Origin of the sequence: Nostoc sp. UHCC 0302 (assembly GCF_038096175.1) — a bacterium.
GTDB lineage: Bacteria > Cyanobacteriota > Cyanobacteriia > Cyanobacteriales > Nostocaceae > UHCC-0302.
This window is the reverse complement of the sequence record NZ_CP151099.1, coordinates 5380032-5398909: the sequence shown is the minus strand read 5'-3', so window position 1 is coordinate 5398909 and position 18878 is coordinate 5380032. Positions and strand designations below refer to the sequence as shown.

Below are 18878 nucleotides of genomic sequence, written 5' to 3'. Positions count from 1 at the left end.
AAAATCAGTATTATTCCTGTGGTCAGATTGGGGTCACTCAATGGAAAGTGGCTTCATCTAGCCTTAATATTTTTTGCCTTATTATCCGAATCTGTTCTTTTGTCTCAGTACTAGTGTGTAAATTAATCACGAATTATGAACAACTGAGATTTGGTAACCCAAAAATAACGCTGCTGAGATTGAGTTTCACCACAAGCCTTAGCTACAAGCTACGTATCATTAATTACAGTAGTTTGCTACCTAATATTTAATTCCGATTGTGGAAGAAGCTCTGCACGAATTTAGCTTACACGTATTGAATTTAGCTGAAGTAAAAGCAAAATGAGTACAACTCCCATAGGTAGCTATAGGTTGTTCCAGAAACTACATCCGCTATCTCTGCTGGCACAACTAACTAGTCGGCGTGCTACAGGTTGTTTAAGGGTATTTGCTGGCACAGTTTCTTGGTCAATCTATCTAGAGGAGGGTAAACTTACTTATGCCTCCTATTCAGATAAACTGTTTGAGCGTCTTGACAGTCACTTACGACGTTTGAGCCAGCAAATTTTTGCTCTTACCAGTGCCACTCGGATGCAGCTGCGTCTGATGTTTGAAACCAAGAATGAACATCAATCAATACCAAATGCAGACTATCAAGCGATTTGCTGGTTAGTAAAGCAGAACTATATTGCCTCTACACAAGCAGCAATCTTGATAGAAGAATTGGCAAAAGAAGTGCTGGAGTCATTTTTATGCTTAAAAGAAGGAAGCTACGAATTTAATCCTGAAAACGCTTTAGATGAACTACCCAAATTTTGTAATTTGGATTTGCGCTTACTAGTAGAACACTGTCAAAAACAGTTACGAAATCGGCAAAATATTCAGTCATCAGTTCCGGCTGGTTCTCAAGTTTTGTCTACGGTTAAACCTCCTCAAGTTCAGCCACAGTTACAAATAAAACTTGGGAAAAAGGTTTCTCACAACAGTTTTGATATGGCTGAGAATAGGAATCATAAAAATACTCAGCAATCTGACAAATCACTATATACAATTGCCTGTATTGATGATAGTCAAACAGTGTTAAATTCAATTAAACATTATTTGGATGAAAACACATTTTCTGTTGTACTGATTAACGACCCAGTAAAAGCTTTGATGCAAATTTTGAGAAGCAAGCCTGACTTAATTTTGCTAGATGTTGAAATGCCAAGTTTAGACGGTTACGAGCTATGCTCTTTATTAAGAAAACATTCAGCTTTTAAGAATATACCTATTGTTATGGTGACTGGAAGAACAGGATTTATTGATAGAGCAAAAGCCAAGATGGTCAGGTCATCAGGCTACTTAACTAAGCCTTTTACACAATCAGATTTGCTAAAAATGGTTTTTAAACACCTTAGTTAATTTAACCACTGTAAATAAAAATAACTCAATTTAATAACATTAAGTTAGCTTTAGGAGATTTTAGTAGTGAGCCTAACTTTGCTCGGCACAATTCTGATTGTGGAAGATTCTCCCAGCGAATTGGAACTAATGAGCCATTATCTTAAAGAGAGTGGTTACAACGTAATTAAAGCTACTGACGCAAAAGAGGCTTTAGAAAAAGCTGCATTACAAAAACCAGATGCAATCGTTACTGATGTCGTAATGCCAGGAATGAGTGGATTTGAGTTGTGCCGTTCCCTGAAAAAAAATTCGATTACTCAAAAAGTGCCAATTGTAATTTGCAGTTCCAAGAATCAGGAAATAGACCGTTTTTGGGCAAGGAGACAAGGGGCTGATGCTTATATAACTAAACCTTATACGCGCGAACATCTTCTGCGTACTATTAAATCAGTGGTGATTTAAATCAATGACTAGTTCAAAAATTACATCTTCCTTGCAACAAACTCAGAACAACTTAGGAGATGGCTATCTTAAGTTTCAGCTAAATCAACAAACTGCTGCTGTTTTATCAATGAAGCATACACAAGAAGCAATTCTTGTGCCTGTTGAATCTGTTACTTCAATGCCAAATATGGCGGACTGTATACTAGGATTAATGAATTGGCGGAGTCGGATAATTTGGGTAATTGATCTGCCAAGGATGCTCAATTTAGAATCATTAGACAATAGGCAGCGGCAGTACAATGTAATTGTTATCAAGGTTGAATCACTGCTGCTAGGTTTAGTTGTGCAAGAAATTAAAGGTACAACTAAGTTTACACCTGATGATATTCATTCTCCTATCGGGCAAGTTGCATCTAGTTTAGTTCCTTATTTATGTGGCTGTGTTGTGCAACAGAAAGAAATATTACTAGTATTAGATGCACCGCCAATTGTACAGTCTTCTATTCTCCATAGTGATTAGGTTGTACTACTAAAAAAATGTTTTTTAGTGTTCTTATTCACATATTGAGGGGAATTATTTTATGTCTAATAAAACTGACACAGCTAAGAGTAGTAATGCTCAACATCGAGCATCATTGATTTCATCGCAGAAAGATAATGATACTAAATTTCAATTATCAAGTAATTCTCATATCAAATCTGTTCATAATTCTCCGCTAGATTATGCAGTTAGCTATTTAAATAACCTCAGTTTGAATACAAAAGCAACAGTTGCAGCGATCGCACTCTCTACAATACCAGTATTGGGTATTGGTGCGATCGCATATAGCTTCGCTAATAAATCAATTACTCAACAAATCACTCAATCTCAAGAAGCAGAAGCCGCTGGCTTAAGTGATCAAGTCAACCGTTTCATGTTAGAGCGTTATGCAGATATTCAGGTACTATCTAATCTGCCTTTTTTAACAAATTATAACATTAAAGCAAGTACAAGTAAACAAGAAAAGCAAGTAGTATTAAATCGCATTCTTGAAGCTAACAAAGCTTATGACAGTATTGCTGCTTTTGACCGCGAAGGTAACTTAATTGTTCAATCTACAGGCGAAGCTTTAGATAATCATAAAGACCGTAAGTATTTTAAAGAGGCTCTACAAGAAAATATTGCGGTCATTAGTAACCCTGAAACTGCAAAAAATACAGGTTTAGTTAGTATTTATGTAGCTACACCCTTTAAAAATACAGTTACAGGGCAAACTATTGGCGTTGTAAGAGCGCGTATGCCTCTAAAATCTTTGGATGAGGTAATCAAAAATTATGCAACCAATGGGCAAAAATATTATTTGTTAGATGCTTCAGGCAGAGTTTTTCTTACTCCCCAAAAGCAAGTCTTGGGTAAAGAGGCAAAGCTAGAATATCCTAATTTAGCTAAACTGACTGATGCAAAAAAGAGAGACAGTTTTATAGCAGTCTCCAACACTCAGAAAAAGCAAGAACTAGTCAGCTATGTGCCATTACAAAAGTTAGGAGTATTACCTAATTTAAACTGGCAAGTACTTCTGTCAACAGACACAGCAATTGTATTTGAGGCGCAAAGACAACTGTTGTGGATTATTACTATCGGCACTGTACTGACAGCATTTGTAGTGGGTGCGATCGCAGTTCGCTTAGCTAAACTTCCCACACAGCAAATTCTCAACGCTACTGCGTCATTGGTAAGGCTACGTCAAGGTACATTCAATACCCGTCTGGCAATAGAAAGAGAAGACGAACTAGGGATATTGAATGCAAATATTAACCAATTAGCTGGGCAATTGCAGGTATTAGTTAAAGAACAGCAACTAGAAGTTGAAGGGGTAAAATTAGTTGCAGAAATTATCTGTAAGGTGCGAAGAACTCTCAAAACTGAAGATATTTATCAAGCATCAGTTAAAGAAGTTCAGCAAGCATTAAAAACAGACCGGGTAATCATTTATCAATTGAATCCAGATACCTGGGAAGGCATTGTTGCTGCTGAATTAGTAACTGGGGGTTTGCCGAAAATGATTGGAGTAAAAATCGATGATCCGTATTTTCGAGAACACTACATAGAACCTTATCAAGATGGTAAGTTACAGGCGGCAAGCATCAATATTTATCAAGACCAAAGCTTGAAAAATGCAGATGGTTACACGCAACTATTAGACAAATTTGCGATCAAAAGTAATTTGATTGCACCAATTTTTATCCAAGAGCAACTCTTAGGCTTACTTATTGCTCATGATTGCGACACTCCTCGTATTTGGCAACAACCACAAATTGATTTGTTTCAACACATAGCAACTCAGATTAGTTATGCTCTAGAACAAGCTAAGCTCCTAGAAAAGATAGAACAAGCAAAGACTTTTGCAGAAGAAGGCTCTGATGACGAACGGCAACAGAAAGAAGCACTCCAACAGCAACTTTTAGAACTGCTCAAAGATGTAGAAGGTGCAGCAAGAGGCGACTTGACAGTGCGTGCAGACGTTACTGCTGGGGAAATAGGCACTGTTGCCGACTTTTTCAACTCTATTGTCGAAAGTCTCCGGGATATCGTCACTCAAGTTAAACAAGCTGCTAGCCAAGTAAATGGTGCAGTTGGCTCTAATGAAGAAGCTATCCGCCAATTAGCTGAGGAAGCACTCATACAAGCATCTGAAATCAACCGTACTCTAGATGCTGTTGACCAAATGACGCAATCTATGCAAACTGTAGCCGAAAGCGCCCAACAAGCTGCCACCATTGCCCATCATGCTACCCACACCGCTAGCAAGAGTGGACAAGCAATGGATTTAACAGTCCATAACATCCTATCTTTACGGGAAACTGTTGGTGAAACAGCAAAGAAAGTCAAACGTTTAGGAGAATCATCTCAACAAATTTCCCGTGTAGTGTCCTTGATTAATCAAATTGCTATCCAAACTAACTTACTCGCCATCAACGCCGGTATTGAAGCAGCGCGGGCTGGTGAAGAAGGCCAAGGTTTTGCTGTAGTTGCTGAAGAAGTTGGTGAACTAGCAGTCCGGAGTGCAGCAGCCACCCAAGAAATTGAAGAAATCGTTGAGAATATCCAACGAGAAACCAGTGAAGTGGTGCAGGCAATGGAAATAGGAACTATCCAAGTAGTAGAAGGCACTCGAATTGTAGAAGAGGCTAAGCAAAGTCTGACTCAGATTTTGGATGTATCGCGTCAAATTGACTCTTTAGTACAATCGATTTCTACAGCTACCTCATCTCAAGTAGAAACATCGCATACTGTCAGCCAACTGATGAAGAACATTGCAGCCATATCACAACGTACCAGCGATTCTTCCCGTTTAGTTTCCGAATCTCTGCAACAAACTGTCGAGATTTCCCAAGACTTGCAGGAGACAGTCGGGACATTTAAAGTTACGTAGAGACGCGCCACGGCGCGTCTGCACAAAGGTCAAGAGTCAAAAGTCAGAAGTCAAGAGTCAGAATATGAACCTTAACTCTTGCCCTTAGCTCTATCAAGGTATGTGTATGTTAATTTCATCAAAAAGGATTCAGAGAGAACTCTGAACACCAAATTTTAAGTTTTAAGCGCGAAGTTCCGAGTTCTGAACATGAAGTTCCGAGTTCTGAACATGAAGTTCCGAGTTCTGAACATAAAATTCCGAGTTCTGAACATAAAATTCCGAGTTCTGAACATGAAGTTCCGAGTTCTGAACATAAAATTCCGAGTTCTGAACATGAAGTTCCGAGTTCTGAACATAAAATTCCGAGTTCTGAACATGAAATTCCGAGTTCTGAACATGAAATTCCGAGTTCTGAACACGAAGTTCCGAGTTCTAAGCTAGTAATGAATAAAAATTAGAGTCTTATCCCAACTCACTTTAACTCTTGACTCTTGACTAAGGACAAAAACCATGTCACAGGAAAAAGAACTAGAAATCCAGATGCAGTTTCTGGAAGAAGCGACTGATTATCTCAACACCCTGGAAGGAGTATTGCTGGAAATCGACACCAGTAAACGCATAGATTTAGATAAAATCAATGCTGCACTCCGAGCCGCTCATTCTATTAAGGGTGGTGCGGGAATGATGGGGTTTCGATCGCTCAGTGATTTAGCTCACCGTCTGGAAGATTCTTTTAAAGTTTTAAAAACTAGAAAAAATTCTCTAGAAATTGATACCCAGTTGCAAAGCTTATTGCTATCTGGAGTTGACTGGTTACGTCAAATTGTCGAATTGCTCTCAGAGGGAAATGTTGTAGAAGAACAGTGGTTAGGAACTTTTTGTTATCCCATTTTTGATGAGCTACACGATCGCCTGGGCGACCCCACCCCTGAAGATGCCACAAGTATACTATCACCAGAAGATGGACAAGATATTATCCCTTTGCTGTTTGAAACAGAAGTAGAAGAGTGTTTGCAACGCTTAGAATCTGTGTTGGCAGATAGCGAACAGCCTAGTTTGCAAGAAGAACTAGCTACTATGGCAGCTGAATTAGGCGGTTTGGGTGAAATGCTCCAGTTGGCAGCTTTTACTCAACTTTGTGAGTCAATAATAAACCATTTAGCAACTGCTACCCTTGAGCGTGTGCCTGAAATTGCTCAAAAAGCATTGCAAGCCTGGCGGCGATCGCAAGCTTTGGTATTGACCAATCAACTCGATAGTCTGCCTACAGAAATTGAACTTGGTGAAATAGCGATTGCTTCAGCAAGTTATGCCCAATCAATAGCAGTGCCAAGAGCAGAAGCAATAACACATATCGCTACAGTTACAGATGAGGCTAACATCCTCAATAGAGAAATAGCACCAGAAGAAGTTGAAGAAGCCTCGACAGAAGATGAAATAATTGCTGCTAATTTTAAATTCTCGGATATCGATTTTGCTGATAATTTAACTGCTGTCAATGTCCAAGACTTAAATACATCTAGATTTACTGAGCGCAAAGGCGAACCAATGGTCGTTGGCAAAGAGCGCGATATACAAGAAAATACTGTCCGAGTTCCTAGTAAACAACTTGAGCAAATTAATGATTTATTTGGCGAACTGATTGTCCAAAGAAATGGACTAAACTCACAACTAGAAAGATTACGCAAGTTAGTTCGTAATCTTAGCCAGCGTGTACAAACTCTTGAGCGAGAAAATCAAGAACTACGCACAGCATCTAATAAAATTATTACTCAGGCTGTGATGCCATTTGGTGACCGTAGAGAGCAAACGGCTGCTCAACAGACATCGCTACCTGACAATGTAGAAAAGAACTTGATATTCGAATACAACCACCAGGCACAAGGCTCAGAGAGGGAATTTGATGCTTTAGAAATAGAACGCCATAATGACTTAAACCTGCGATCGCAGGAAGTTATGGAAACTATTGTTCAAGTACAGGAAGTCGCAACTGATATTCAACTGAGCGTTGACGATACAGATCAAATTACTCGCAAACTTAACAAAACATCAAAACAGTTACAGACCAAGCTGAATCATATCCGAATGCGCCCGTTGACCGATTTAGTCGAGCGTTTCCCTAGAGCCATCCGCGACTTAAATGTCGAGTATGGGAAAAATGTGCAGTTGAAAATTGAAGGTGGTAACACCTTAATTGAACGTAGTATTTTAGAGGCTTTGAATGAGCCTTTAATGCATCTGTTAAGAAATGCCTTTGATCACGGTATCGAAGACTCTACTACCCGCCGCGCTTTGGGTAAACCAGAACAAGGATTGATTGAAATAAAAGGTATTCATGACAACAATCGCACGCTCATTTCGATACGTGATGATGGTCGGGGCATTTCTCTAGAGAAAATTCGCGATCGGGCTTTAGCTATGGGATTAGATGCTTCTCTAATTGCTAGTGCCAGTGATGAAGAACTACTATCACTAATTTTTGAACCAGGTTTTAGCACTTCTGAGCAGGTGACAACGTTATCTGGCCGCGGCGTTGGTATGGATGTAGTTCGCAACAACCTCAAACTAATTCGCGGAGATATCAAAGTTGATACAGAACTAGGAGTTGGTACTAACTTTATCTTGTCAGTACCATTTACACTTTCCGTTGCCAGAGTTCTGTTAGTAGAAATTAACAAGATGCTGTTGGCATTTCCCATAGATGTCGTTTCAGAAATATTTTTGTTCCAAACTGAACGAGTTATCTTAATGGGAGGAAGCGAAGTGCTGAATTGGCAGGGAACTATGCTGCCACTAATTCATCTGAACCGTTACTTAGAATTTAATTGCCCACGCTACGATCGCCCAGAGCTAGAAACTCCACCAGCAATTAATGCTAACAGTGTGTTAGTAGTTAGAGGCAACAATCAGACAGTAGCAATACAAGTAGACCGTTGCTGGGGTGAACAAGAAGTTGCTATCCGCCAAGTCGAGGGAAATATACCTTTACCTGAAGGCTTTAGCAACTGCACAATTCTCGGAGATGGTCGAGTAGTACCATTAGTTAATACTAACGAGCTACTATATTGGATTGCCACTAATCAACGTAGCTCCAGAAACAATCAATTACCCTCAGTTCGGTTAAAGACGGCGTTCCTATTCTTTGATGAGGAAAAAGCACCAGTTCCACCACCTGCCAATCAGAAAGGCACAATTTTAATTGTGGATGACTCGATTAATGTTCGCCGCTTCTTAGCTCTGACTCTCGAAAAAGGTGGGTATGAAGTAGAACAAGCTAAAGATGGCCAAGATGCCTTAGAAAAACTTCAGAGTGGTTTGAGAGTTGAAGCAGTAATTTGCGATATTGAAATGCCTCGCCTTGATGGTTATGGTTTCTTGGATCGTGTCAATTCAAGCGCGCAGATGAAAGATATTCCAGTCGCTATGCTAACCTCTCGTAGCAGTAATAAACATCGGCAACTAGCAATGCAATTAGGAGCGCGAGCTTATTTCTCTAAACCTTATAACGAGCAAGAATTACTCAAAACGATAGATGAATTAATTTCTGATGTAGTACTTACTACTACATCTAATTAAATTTCAAATTTAGTAGTAAGTAAATACTAATTACAAATTAGCAATTAAATATTACGAATATGTATACTAACCAGTAGCCCGAACCCAGCATGACTGCTTTGCTGATGAAAAGAAGGCAAGCAAAACTGCGTAAAGGGAAAGTATAATTACATCTGAAAACCTCAATTGTCTAGCATTCTGAGTAAGCTTTTCTATGCAGAGCTATCAGGGTATACTTTTCTGTCTGGAATTACAAAGAGCGATCGCCTCAAGTGAATATACCCCAAAAGCTTTGCTTCACGAGGGCTAGCACTTTTTTATTTTAATTACTCTACCAAAGAAGAATTCGTCTTACATTTGTAGGCAAACCGTGCTTATATAGATCCTACTTCGCAAGATTAACACTTGGTAAAATCATATCAATATTACTAACTTATACCAAAATTTTTGGTAAAAATATGCCAAGAAAAGAACAAGGATGGGTCACATTTCAAACATCTGAAGAGGAGCGGAAGATTCTCGAAGAATTCTGCCAGCAGTCTCAGCGCACCAAAACTGAGATTCTCAGAGAACTAGTACGTGGTTTAAATAAAGACTCTTCAGTAACAACATCATTACCAACTAAACAAGATGTCAAAGAGGATACTTACACAACCGAGAAAAAAATTAATAGTCAAAATAAACCATTAAAAGTTAGCTCTCGTAATGTCCTTAAAGGAGTAGTCAAACGAGTGACTATAGGCGCAGTTAATACTGAGGTAACACTAGAGATTGTTCACAAAGTTGAGCTAACCTCAATGATTACCAGAGTATCAGCAGAAGAATTAGAACTGGCTGAAGGTATAGAAGCTTATGCAGTTATTAAATCTAACGATATAGTTATTGCCAGAGAATAGAAAGTGAAGCAAGAATTTAAAATGTAAAATTTAGAAAGCTTTAATTTGTCCAACCACCTCTATTTGGTTTTTTGCTTTCGCTCGTACAACAACTGATTCTCCAGATTTCAGGTAATAATCGCGGGCGATCGCTGTAATATTAACTTCGTGTGTAATCATCACAACTACACCGCGAGTATTACGGTTATTCAATATGAACTGACGCACTTGTGCAGTTTGTTTCGATTCTGTTGTCTGATTTAGGAAGAACGAATTTAGAGGTGCAAAAGGCTCAACTGCGCCTATATTCATTAGTTTTGCAGTCTCCAAACAACGACACCACTGGCTTGATAAAACTCTAGCAACTGGAATATTCCTGCTTTTAAAAGCTTTTCCGGTTCGTACTGCTTGTTTTCTACCTTCATCCGATAAGTTTCGTTGCGTAGAGCAATCATTAAGTCGAAATTCAGGCGGATCACCAATTCCTGGTGCTAAAGCATGACGCATTAGCACTACATACCCTCTACCTTGTTGAAGAAAAGACCAAATTGCAGCTTTAGAACTAGCAGAAACATTAATTGCAGAGTCTGAAGCTAAACTTTCCTCGCTTGTGGCTGGAGATTTTTGAGGTTGTTTTACAGGTGCTATTTGCTTTTCTTTGGCTTCAGGTTTGTATAAATCTTTGAGTGCTAAGGATAATGCAACAGCACCAAGACCAAGGATAATTTGGCGACGCATGATTATAAAGTATGGCAGTTATATTAAAACAGCAAAAGATTTGTGTAACAATCAGCACTTTAATATCTGCATTTATTAATTAAGTTTTCAACCCATTTGGAGAAAAAGCGATCGCTATCTGCTTGGCTTAAATTACAGAGAGTTTGTAAATCGCTCAAACAACGTTGTGAAATAACTGGGTATGCTAAAGAGCGATCGCTGTATTCAAATTTATAGCAAGCAAATAAGCGTGAGCCACTAATTGTAATCTAAATTCGGTAGGCTAGAGTAAGCTATCGCGATACCATCCTTATAATGTAAATCAAATAACATAAGCTTATGGAACCAGACTCTTTACAAACTGAGGTGATTCTGACACATCCCCGTCAGTCCCTTGGTAGGGTGCGACTTGATTGGACACCTCAACCCGGAAATTATCTGGATTTTCAAGGTAAAACTTACGCAGTTTTAGAGCGCCGCCACAGATATCAATTTAAAGCAGGACGCTACCGCTTACACAATATTGCTATTTACGTGCAGTCTGCTAAACGTCCAGCCGAAAAAAGCTTAATAGACGGACGTTGGGTAATTGGCGATGCCACCTGTAGATATAACGCTCATTCAGAAATCATTCGCTGTGCAGTCAGTCCAGATGGGCCGTGCAAATCCTGTCGCTTCTATGAAAACTTGGAAGTCAAAATTCAGGAAACGGGAGTCACAAGTCAGGAGACAGGAGACAGGAGTCACAAGTCAGGAGACAGAAGTTAAGAGTTATTCTCCTGATCCCCTCTTCCACTCCCCCACTCTTCTAGCTCCCATTACCAAATACCTCTCCTACGGTCAAGCGGGAACCATTAACAAAATCCCAACCTGACTGGGGACGTTTACCAGCTAGCTGAACCTCGCGCAACAGCAAAAAACCTTCCCCAGTTTGGGCGATCGCTCCAATTCCCTTGATAATGCTCACCACTTCTCCAGGGCTGCCTGATAGAGTTGACAAATTAGGCAATTTATGAGTTATTTTTTCTAATTCTGCTGGTAGCTCGTAACCATCAGTAAAACCCAAGGGAGCAGAAGCAGTAATTTTTAGAGGTTTGTTACGAAACGTAGCAGTGCAGTTAGGATAAAAGCCTCTAATTTGATTGTGTAATTGGACAGCAGTTTTTGACCAATCCAACCCATAATCCTGTTTTTCAATCAAAGGTGCATAAGTAGCTTCTGAATTATCTTGAGGTACTGCTTCAACTTCTTTGCGTTCCAACTTCAACAGCGTTTCTACCAACAAATCTGCACCGATTACAGCTAGCCTTTCAGATAAATCTTGGGCATTTTCTAGCAACCCAATGGATGTAGTAGCTTTGAGGAGCATTGCCCCTGTATCCATCCCTGCATCCATTAACATTGTTGTGATCCCCGTCTCCTTCTCGCCGTTATATAAGCACCACTGAATCGGTGCTGCACCTCGATATTTGGGTAAAATCGAGCCATGCAGATTAATGCAACCCAGCTTTGGGATGTTTAAGATTTTTTGTGACAAAATCTGTCCATAGGCGACTACAACAAATACATCTGCGTCTGATTGTTTGAGTTGGGTTAATGTTTCAGTGTTCTTTTTCACCCGCTGCGGTTGCCATACTGGCAAGTTATGCGTGGCGGCAAAAGTTTTTACTGGAGAAGGAGTAAGTTTATTTCCGCGTTCTCGGCGTTTATCTGGTTGGGTGACAACTGCCAACACTTCAAATTCTGAATTATTTAATAACTTTTCCAGAGTTGGGACGGCAAAATCAGGAGTACCAAAGAATACAATTTTCATTAGTCATTAGTCGTTAGTGAGCCAGCACAGTCTTCTCCCTTAGCACTAGCGCAGCGTCAAGCCTTCTCGAAGAGACGCTAACGCGTGCTTGCTTCCACGTATCGCTAAAGCGAAAGCTCCGTTAACGCGCAGCGTCCCGCAAGGAAGTGGTACGCTTAGAGCGAGTCCGCAAGCGTTTGAGGGTTTCTCCCATGAACGACTGGCGTTCGCCTTGCTGCGTTTTGCGCTTACCCGCAAGGGTGATTAGTTTATAGTAAGTGCGCTCCTAATAACTGACAACTGACTCAACGACAATTTGAAGTTAGAGTTAAGAACTATTAGCTCTTTCTCCCATCTCTCCCCCAGTCCCCAGTCCCCAGTCCCCAGTCCCCAGTCCCCAGTCCCCAGTCCCCAGTCCCCAGTCCCCAATTTAGTATTTGTGAAACCAAAAGGCACTTGATATACTTTTAATTAGGCTGGCAGTCGAAGGGGTCAGTAGAAACTGTATCTAATTCAGGTGAATCGATTCCTTCGGTAATGTCTTGTGACAAACCGCTAAGTCATCTACCTGCTAATTTCGTTAAAAATTCTCTCTGGGATTGGGGCTAAGTGCAGTTGTGTCTCTTAAAATAGCATTGCTATCTTTTTATTTATTTTACTGAAGATTGCAATTTCTATCTTTAGTGGATGACACTGATACTTTTTGAGTATTATGTATTAGCGTCCGCTTTCCCAACTTTTAAAGTAACGCCTCACGTCTAAGGTTTATCAGGGTCGGTGCTGTTGTAGCATTACACAAACTGACGCGCTTTCTGCGGGTCAGCTACTGCTAAAGCAATTTACAACAGTTCTGCCATTTGAATTCTTCGCTCGCCAGTATTAGTAGGCTAAAAGTGAGCCTTAATAGTCCTTGTGCCAATACCTATTTTTAGGATGGTTGGGTTTAAGGTTAGCAGTTTCTATCGTGCAGTAATTGCTGAGTTATCTGCATACTTACTATACTGACGTACTAGTGTAAAAATATACGGCAAACTTGCAAGTAGCAGGTGTAATTAATGGTACTTACATTAAGTGATAGTACTAAAAGTTGAGTGTTAAAATCTCAAGACTTTTAGTTTTTTTATACATAGAAATCATAGCCTGTTCCATTGTTGTATAGGCATTGCTCCTCACACAGCGATCGCCCCTATAGAGACCCTACAAATGCTTAAACCCCTTTTGCTATCAGGATGGTTCCGCGCCCAACCATTTCTTAAATACTTTGTCGTTGTAATATTAATTGCACCCTTACTTGCGGCATCGGGTAGCTCTAGCTCAGCAAAATCTCAAGTAGTAAAGATTACTTCTGTGACTGGAGAATCAGACTCTGTGTCGAAAGAGGTGGCTGGTGGCAAGGAACCTAATGTAGGTGAAATAATAACAACGGATCAAATCAACTCGTCAAAAGAAGAATTTGATTCTGTGCCAAAAGAAATCGCTGCTGTTAATAAACCGCAAGTATTATCAGTAGATAAAATTGAGTCTTTGGCAAAAGAAAATTATTCTAAAGCAGATAGTTCTCTGTCAAGCAGCAATCTGCCTGGAATCGATCCATTAGCAGCTGTTGAACTTGCACCATTACCAGATGTCTCTGTCAGTCAACAGAATTTAGTGCAAAAATTAAAGGCTAGTAAAGTCCAATCTTTGAAAAAAGAAAGAAATTCTCAGGCTAGAGTAAAACTAGCAAATGAATTGGCAGCAGTTGAACTTGCACCAACTCAAAAAACATCACCACCAATCATAATAGAGACACCTGTTACTGAACCACGTGATGGAGCTGAAGTAGAACAAACAGATCCACTAGGAAGTCCTCATCCTATTCCTTGGAAATGGATCACAACTACTCAAGAGGCTATTGGTTCCAAAGGTGCTTCTGGAGTACGCTACTACCGGAGTGTACCTGTTATTTCTCCTGATGGTAAATATGCAGTTTATAGTCGGGTGCAACTAGAAGTAAAACCCCAAATGTACAACAGCCGTGTCACTAGTGTTCTGTTTGTACAAGATATGCAAACTAAGAAGTTGTGGGTGATGGCTTCAACTAATCCTGTTAAAGATCCTCTATTAAACTTAAAAACGGTATCTTCAGCAGAAAACGATGCAACTGGGACAATTGGAGTATTAGTTCCTGTTAGCTGGTCGAAAAAAGGCGATCGCTTTTTGGCACGAAAATTTGAAGGGATATTTAACACAGGCGATTCTACAGATCATGCAGTGATTTGGGATCGGCAAAAAAACCATGCCAATACTGTTGCTCCTGCTCAGACAGAAAATGAGCATGAGAAGATTGCCATATTATTAGGTTGGAGTAAAAGCGAACCAGATCATGTACTGTTTCGTGCGGGTGAATTGGGCGAGGAAAACTGGCCTTTGGTAAAAGTTACTAATGATGGCAAAACTGTAAATACAATAACAGACGACGATCAGCCTATTATTTTTGGTAAAAAGGTTACAGAAATTTGGGCAGGGCCACAAGTCGCCTATCGATAGTTTATAGAATTATTGAAAATTTTATATACTCCCGTTGTCCTTCTTGCTGACAACGGGATATTTTTTTGCAAAAGAAGAAAGACTAATAGCCTTATGATTCCAATATTTTTACAAAGAAAGCCAGGAGGTAGGAGACAATAAGTATTAATAAAAACTTTAGTTCTGGGACTAATACTGATGAAGAAAATTTTATTGATATGTTTATTCTTATTCTTGAGCATTAACATAATTATTCATAATGCCCAAGCATTCACGCCACCAAGTAAATACCACCCACTCGACATCATTGATGGAGCTGGATTATACCAAACCCGTCTTACTAATGGCAATCAAGCTTACCTACAAATAATTGATTTACGAAAAATACAGATAGATCAAATCATTGGTGAGATAGATGAAATGGGAACTAAACAAGGAAAGTATTATAAAAAAATAAATAATTTTTACAGTCCTTACTTTCAAAATAAACCATTTTCTAATGTATGGAATGAATATAATCTACTTTATGGTAAGCAAATATTTTCTTTAATAAATTGTGCTTTTTTTGAAGAATATAAATCAAGTACGCAACTAGCATTCCCTGTAAAGTTAAGTGGTCAAGTCATTACAGGAGGAAGTAGCCCATACGGCCCTTCTAGTAACACAGCAAATGAATACTACAAATATATAAAACTCAAAGCATTGGTTTGGAATAATAAAAGTGCTTATATTACTGACTATGAACCAAAATCGGGTTTTCCTTTGAATAGACAAAGCGTCCAGAATGCGCTCGTAACTTATAGCTACGGTGACCATCCTGCTAAAGTGCTGGGTAAAAATCCAGCAAATAAATACCATGTGATAGGTACATTAAATAAAGATGGCATTCCTGGTGATGAATTAATTTTAATACTAACTGTTCATCAAGCCACATTAGATGAAGCAGCAGAATTACTACGTAATCTAGGGATAAAAGGGGATATTATTACAATAGATGGTGGCAGTTCTACATTGATTACTAATCCCCGTACTGGGGCTTTAATTAAGCCGCAACCTGTTAACATGATAGATAATCCAGTTGTTAGGTACTTACCGCATTATCTAGGATTTAGGAAAAAAGGTGAGTCGAAAGAACCAAGAAAAATTTTCATCAGCCAACCCTCAAATACTATTCCAATTAAACCAAATTTTCCTTATTTTATTTTGTGGAGAGACAATATAACTGATAATGTTAAAATTGAGTTGTATACAGGGTCAAAATTAGTTAAAGTAATTACGCCTAAAACTTCCAGTGACGGAGTTTTTGAATGGACTCCAAATACAGGAAAATTAGCAGGTTCTACAATCCAAGTAACAAGCTTAAAGCAGAAAAATGTTGTAGGTAGATTGGAATTAAAGTAGTACTGAATCTAACTCTATAACTGAACTCAGAATTGAATAGATAAAATTAGATGTAGATAATACAGAATACATGACGGAAGCATATTGTGAATTTTTTGCAAGAGTCTTATCGTTTAGTTAAGTTAATTAGTAAAAGAGGATTTGGTAAAACTTTCCTTGCTGTAGATGAAGGTAAATTCCCTCCCATTCCTTGCGTAATTCAAGAATTATCATTACAAAATGAAATATCTAAAACCTTTGAGCAAAAAGTGCAATGGCTTGAGGAGTTAGGTCAGCATCCTAAAATTCCTAAATTCCTGGCAAGTTTCCAGCAGAATGGACACTTTTATTTAGTGCAGGAGTTTATTGCAGGTAGAAATCTGGCTCAGATGGTTGAGGAAGAGGGCGCTTTTGATGAAAGTCAGATTTGGCAGCTTTTAAAGGAGTTATTGCCAGTTCTCAAGTTGATGAGCGATCGCAACATCATCCACTGTGATATTAAACCAGAAAATATCATTCGTAGATCCTCCCCAAACCTCGAAACCAGAGGAGATTTAGTCTTAGTTGATTTTCGCAGCGCTAAAATCGTTACAGAAATTGACCAGCTAACAACTGAAATCAGCATTGGTAGTCCAGAATATGCTGCGCCAGAGCAAACTAGGGGAAAAGCGGTTTTTGCTAGTGACCTTTATAGCCTGGGTGTAACTTGCATTTATCTACTAACCCAGATTTCTCCGTTTGATTTATTTGATATTGCGAATAATTGCTGGGTTTGGCAACAATACCTTACCACTAAAGTTAGCGATCGCTTAGCACAAATCCTCAACAAGCTATTGCAAAATGCTGTTAACCACCGCTTTCAATCAGCAGATGAAGTTATGCAAGCAATAGGTATGGAATCTAAAACGGAAGATTTCAAGTTCTCAACTCCAAATCCGCCGTGGCAATGCTTGCATACTTTAACTGAATATTCTACTGGAGTGAATAGCGTGAATGCCCTTGCTATTAGCCCTGACGGCAATATTTTAGCTAGTGGAAACAATGATAAAAAAATTAGATTGTGGGATTTAAATAGCAAAAAAATCCTAGCTACTTTATCGGGACATTCTCAGGCTGTCAAATCAGTTAGCTTCAGTCCTGATGGAAAAACTTTGGCAACAGCTAGCGATGATAAAACTATCAAATTGTGGCACAGCAAGACATTTGAGGAAATCTGCACCCTATTCGGACATTCACACGCTGTCAAATCTGTTGCTTTCCATCCAAATGAGCAAATTCTCGCTAGTGGTAGTTGGGATAAGACAATCAAACTTTGGGATATAAACACTGGCACAGAAATTTGCACATTGATTGGACACAAATTACAGGTAAATTCAGTGGCGTTTAGTCCTCAAGGAAAGCTTTTAGCAAGCGCTAGTTGTGATAGAACAATTCGTTTGTGGCAGATAGCTGCACTTGAAGATTCTGACAAAGAATTTAAAAACCGCCCATGCTATAGCTTGTTAAGCACCCTTTCAGGTCATGCATGGACGGTTTTAACAGTCGCTTTTAGTCCCGATGGGAAAATTTTGGCGACAGGTAGTGATGACAACACTATTAAATTATGGAAAGTCAGCACTGGTCAGCTAATTAGCACACTCTCAGATCATTCCTGGTCTGTAGTGGCTGTAGCTTTTACCGCCGATGGCGAAACGCTGATAAGTGCAAGTTGGGACAAGACAATTAAACTCTGGAGGGTAAGCACAGCAGAAGAGATTATTACTCTTTCTGGTCATGCAGACTCAGTGTCTACAATTGCTATTAGCCCTGTTGCACAACTAATTGCAAGTGGCAGCAGGGATAAGACAATCAAGCTGTGGCAGCTTGTAGAACAGCAGGAGAGCTAATTGTCCAATATTAGGCGCTACCTGTAAAGGCAACTTCCGGAAATTTCAATTGAGCTTCCGCCATTGGGCGGTTTCTGCCTTCCTCTTGCCAGTAGTTAATCACTTCTGTCGCTTTATTAAGCAACTCGACGCGATCTAAGTCACTGATCCAGTGTTTGGATTCAAGTTCCTTCTTTAACTCTTCCCACGCATCATTTCTGGGCCAGAAAAAGTACTTTGTCAAAGGACTTGTACCTTTGCCTACAACTTGATCGACTGCTAGAGCGACATTCTCGTCTAACCAAAGAATTTTCAAAATGAATTTGGTCAATCACACCTCCGGGAATTTCCGGGCATTACTTACTAGGATAGCGATCGCTTATTTTAACGCAATACCTTGCCAGATGACCAAACAGTGATTAGAAATGGGACATTATCAATTACCAACAAAGGCTACCATGAAGTGTAGTCGGCGCTTTGAGAGATGCTTATGACTGCCCAACTACCCCAATCTCAACCTACATCTTGTTCTGAGTTATATGAGCAAGACTTTTACCTGTGGATTCAAACAACTATAGAACTCCTCAAGCAAGGTCGGCTTACAGAACTGGATTTAGAAAATCTGATTGATGAAATTGAAACAATGGGTAGGAGTGAAAAGAAAGCACTCAGAAGCAATTTGGAAGTGGTGCTGATGCATCTATTAAAGTATCAGTATCAAGCTGACAAGCGTTCTGGTAGTTGGCGAGCCACAATTCGGGAACATCGAAAACGCCTCAGACAAGCTCTAGAAGAAAGTCCTAGCCTTAAACCCTATTTTGATGAGGTTTTCGGACTGTGTTATGACGATGCAAGGCTGTTGGCTGCCGATGAAACTGAATTGGCTCTGGCTATGTTCCCTGAACAATCTCCTTTTACACCAGAACAAGTCCTCAACCCTGATTTTTTACCTGAGTCATGATCTCACGCTTTATGATGAGGT

13 protein-coding genes and 1 pseudogene are annotated in these 18878 nt (G+C 39.5%); 11 read left to right on the top strand and 3 right to left on the bottom strand.

The annotated features are described in order from the left end of the window. The first annotated feature begins 321 nt into the window (after positions 1–321). From WKK05_RS23405 to WKK05_RS23380, 6 genes are all read left to right on the top strand, one after another. Positions 322–1383: a response regulator gene (locus WKK05_RS23405; RefSeq protein WP_341525458.1), complete on the top strand. Its 1062-nt coding sequence runs from the start codon at positions 322–324 to the stop codon at positions 1381–1383. 66 nt (positions 1384–1449) lie between these two features. Beyond that, positions 1450–1827 (top strand): response regulator, encoded by a 378-nt coding sequence (locus tag WKK05_RS23400; protein ID WP_341525457.1) that lies wholly within the window; start codon positions 1450–1452, stop codon positions 1825–1827. 4 nt (positions 1828–1831) lie between these two features. Further along, entirely contained in the window at positions 1832–2329 is a 498-nt protein-coding gene (locus WKK05_RS23395; protein WP_341525456.1) for a chemotaxis protein CheW, read from the top strand. Between the two features lie 61 nt (positions 2330–2390). Next, the gene (locus WKK05_RS23390) at positions 2391–5222 is read left to right on the top strand and encodes a methyl-accepting chemotaxis protein (protein WP_341525455.1); all 2832 of its coding nucleotides are present in this window, start codon (positions 2391–2393) and stop codon (positions 5220–5222) included. A 492-nt stretch (positions 5223–5714) separates the two neighbouring features. Beyond that, entirely contained in the window at positions 5715–8780 is a 3066-nt protein-coding gene (locus tag WKK05_RS23385) for a hybrid sensor histidine kinase/response regulator (protein WP_341525454.1), read from the top strand. A 437-nt stretch (positions 8781–9217) separates the two neighbouring features. After that, positions 9218–9655 (top strand): molybdopterin-binding protein, encoded by a 438-nt coding sequence (locus WKK05_RS23380; RefSeq protein ID WP_341525453.1) that lies wholly within the window; start codon positions 9218–9220, stop codon positions 9653–9655. A 30-nt stretch (positions 9656–9685) separates the two neighbouring features. Here WKK05_RS23380 and WKK05_RS23375 read toward each other — a convergent pair whose 3' ends face one another. Further along, entirely contained in the window at positions 9686–10372 is a 687-nt protein-coding gene (locus WKK05_RS23375; RefSeq protein WP_341525452.1) for a histidine phosphatase family protein, read from the bottom strand. A gap of 318 nt (positions 10373–10690) precedes the next feature. On the opposite strand from WKK05_RS23375, the pseudogene WKK05_RS23370 reads away from it, so the two are divergent. Further along, positions 10691–11035, top strand: a pseudogene (locus WKK05_RS23370) (DUF6464 family protein); the annotation flags it as partial. Between the two features lie 124 nt (positions 11036–11159). Here the strand turns inward: WKK05_RS23370 and fmt are convergent. Then, complete coding sequence (gene fmt, locus WKK05_RS23365; protein ID WP_341525451.1) at positions 11160–12164, bottom strand: methionyl-tRNA formyltransferase; 1005 nt, start codon at positions 12162–12164, stop codon at positions 11160–11162. Positions 12165–13346: 1182 nt separating this feature from the next. On the opposite strand from fmt, the gene WKK05_RS23360 reads away from it, so the two are divergent. From WKK05_RS23360 to WKK05_RS23350, 3 genes are all read left to right on the top strand, one after another. Further along, positions 13347–14672 (top strand): hypothetical protein, encoded by a 1326-nt coding sequence (locus WKK05_RS23360; protein ID WP_341525450.1) that lies wholly within the window; start codon positions 13347–13349, stop codon positions 14670–14672. Between the two features lie 177 nt (positions 14673–14849). Next, positions 14850–16052 carry a hypothetical protein gene (locus WKK05_RS23355; RefSeq protein WP_341525449.1) on the top strand — a complete coding sequence of 401 codons (1203 nt, stop codon included), beginning with the start codon at positions 14850–14852 and terminating at the stop codon, positions 16050–16052. Positions 16053–16138: 86 nt separating this feature from the next. Next, on the top strand, positions 16139–17917 hold the full coding sequence (locus tag WKK05_RS23350) for a serine/threonine-protein kinase (protein WP_341525448.1): 1779 nt from the start codon (positions 16139–16141) through the stop codon (positions 17915–17917). Between the two features lie 10 nt (positions 17918–17927). Here the strand turns inward: WKK05_RS23350 and WKK05_RS23345 are convergent, their stop codons facing one another. Continuing rightward, the gene (locus tag WKK05_RS23345) at positions 17928–18227 is read right to left on the bottom strand and encodes a 30S ribosomal protein PSRP-3 (protein WP_045870192.1); all 300 of its coding nucleotides are present in this window, start codon (positions 18225–18227) and stop codon (positions 17928–17930) included. A 159-nt stretch (positions 18228–18386) separates the two neighbouring features. Between WKK05_RS23345 and WKK05_RS23340 the strand changes: the two genes are divergently transcribed. Continuing rightward, the gene (locus tag WKK05_RS23340) at positions 18387–18857 is read left to right on the top strand and encodes a DUF29 domain-containing protein (RefSeq protein WP_341525446.1); all 471 of its coding nucleotides are present in this window, start codon (positions 18387–18389) and stop codon (positions 18855–18857) included. Positions 18858–18878: the final 21 nt, after the last annotated feature.

Coding starts and splice junctions, on each gene's coding strand:
- WKK05_RS23405 (WP_341525458.1), top strand. CDS start 322: ATGAGTACAACTCCCATAGGTAGCTATAGGTTGTTCCAGAAACTACAT.
- WKK05_RS23395 (WP_341525456.1), top strand. CDS start 1,832: ATGACTAGTTCAAAAATTACATCTTCCTTGCAACAAACTCAGAACAAC.
- WKK05_RS23390 (WP_341525455.1), top strand. CDS start 2,391: ATGTCTAATAAAACTGACACAGCTAAGAGTAGTAATGCTCAACATCGA.
- WKK05_RS23385 (WP_341525454.1), top strand. CDS start 5,715: ATGTCACAGGAAAAAGAACTAGAAATCCAGATGCAGTTTCTGGAAGAA.
- WKK05_RS23380 (WP_341525453.1), top strand. CDS start 9,218: ATGCCAAGAAAAGAACAAGGATGGGTCACATTTCAAACATCTGAAGAG.
- WKK05_RS23375 (WP_341525452.1), bottom strand. CDS start 10,372: ATGCGTCGCCAAATTATCCTTGGTCTTGGTGCTGTTGCATTATCCTTA.
- fmt (WP_341525451.1), bottom strand. CDS start 12,164: ATGAAAATTGTATTCTTTGGTACTCCTGATTTTGCCGTCCCAACTCTG.
- WKK05_RS23360 (WP_341525450.1), top strand. CDS start 13,347: ATGCTTAAACCCCTTTTGCTATCAGGATGGTTCCGCGCCCAACCATTT.
- WKK05_RS23355 (WP_341525449.1), top strand. CDS start 14,850: ATGAAGAAAATTTTATTGATATGTTTATTCTTATTCTTGAGCATTAAC.
- WKK05_RS23340 (WP_341525446.1), top strand. CDS start 18,387: ATGACTGCCCAACTACCCCAATCTCAACCTACATCTTGTTCTGAGTTA.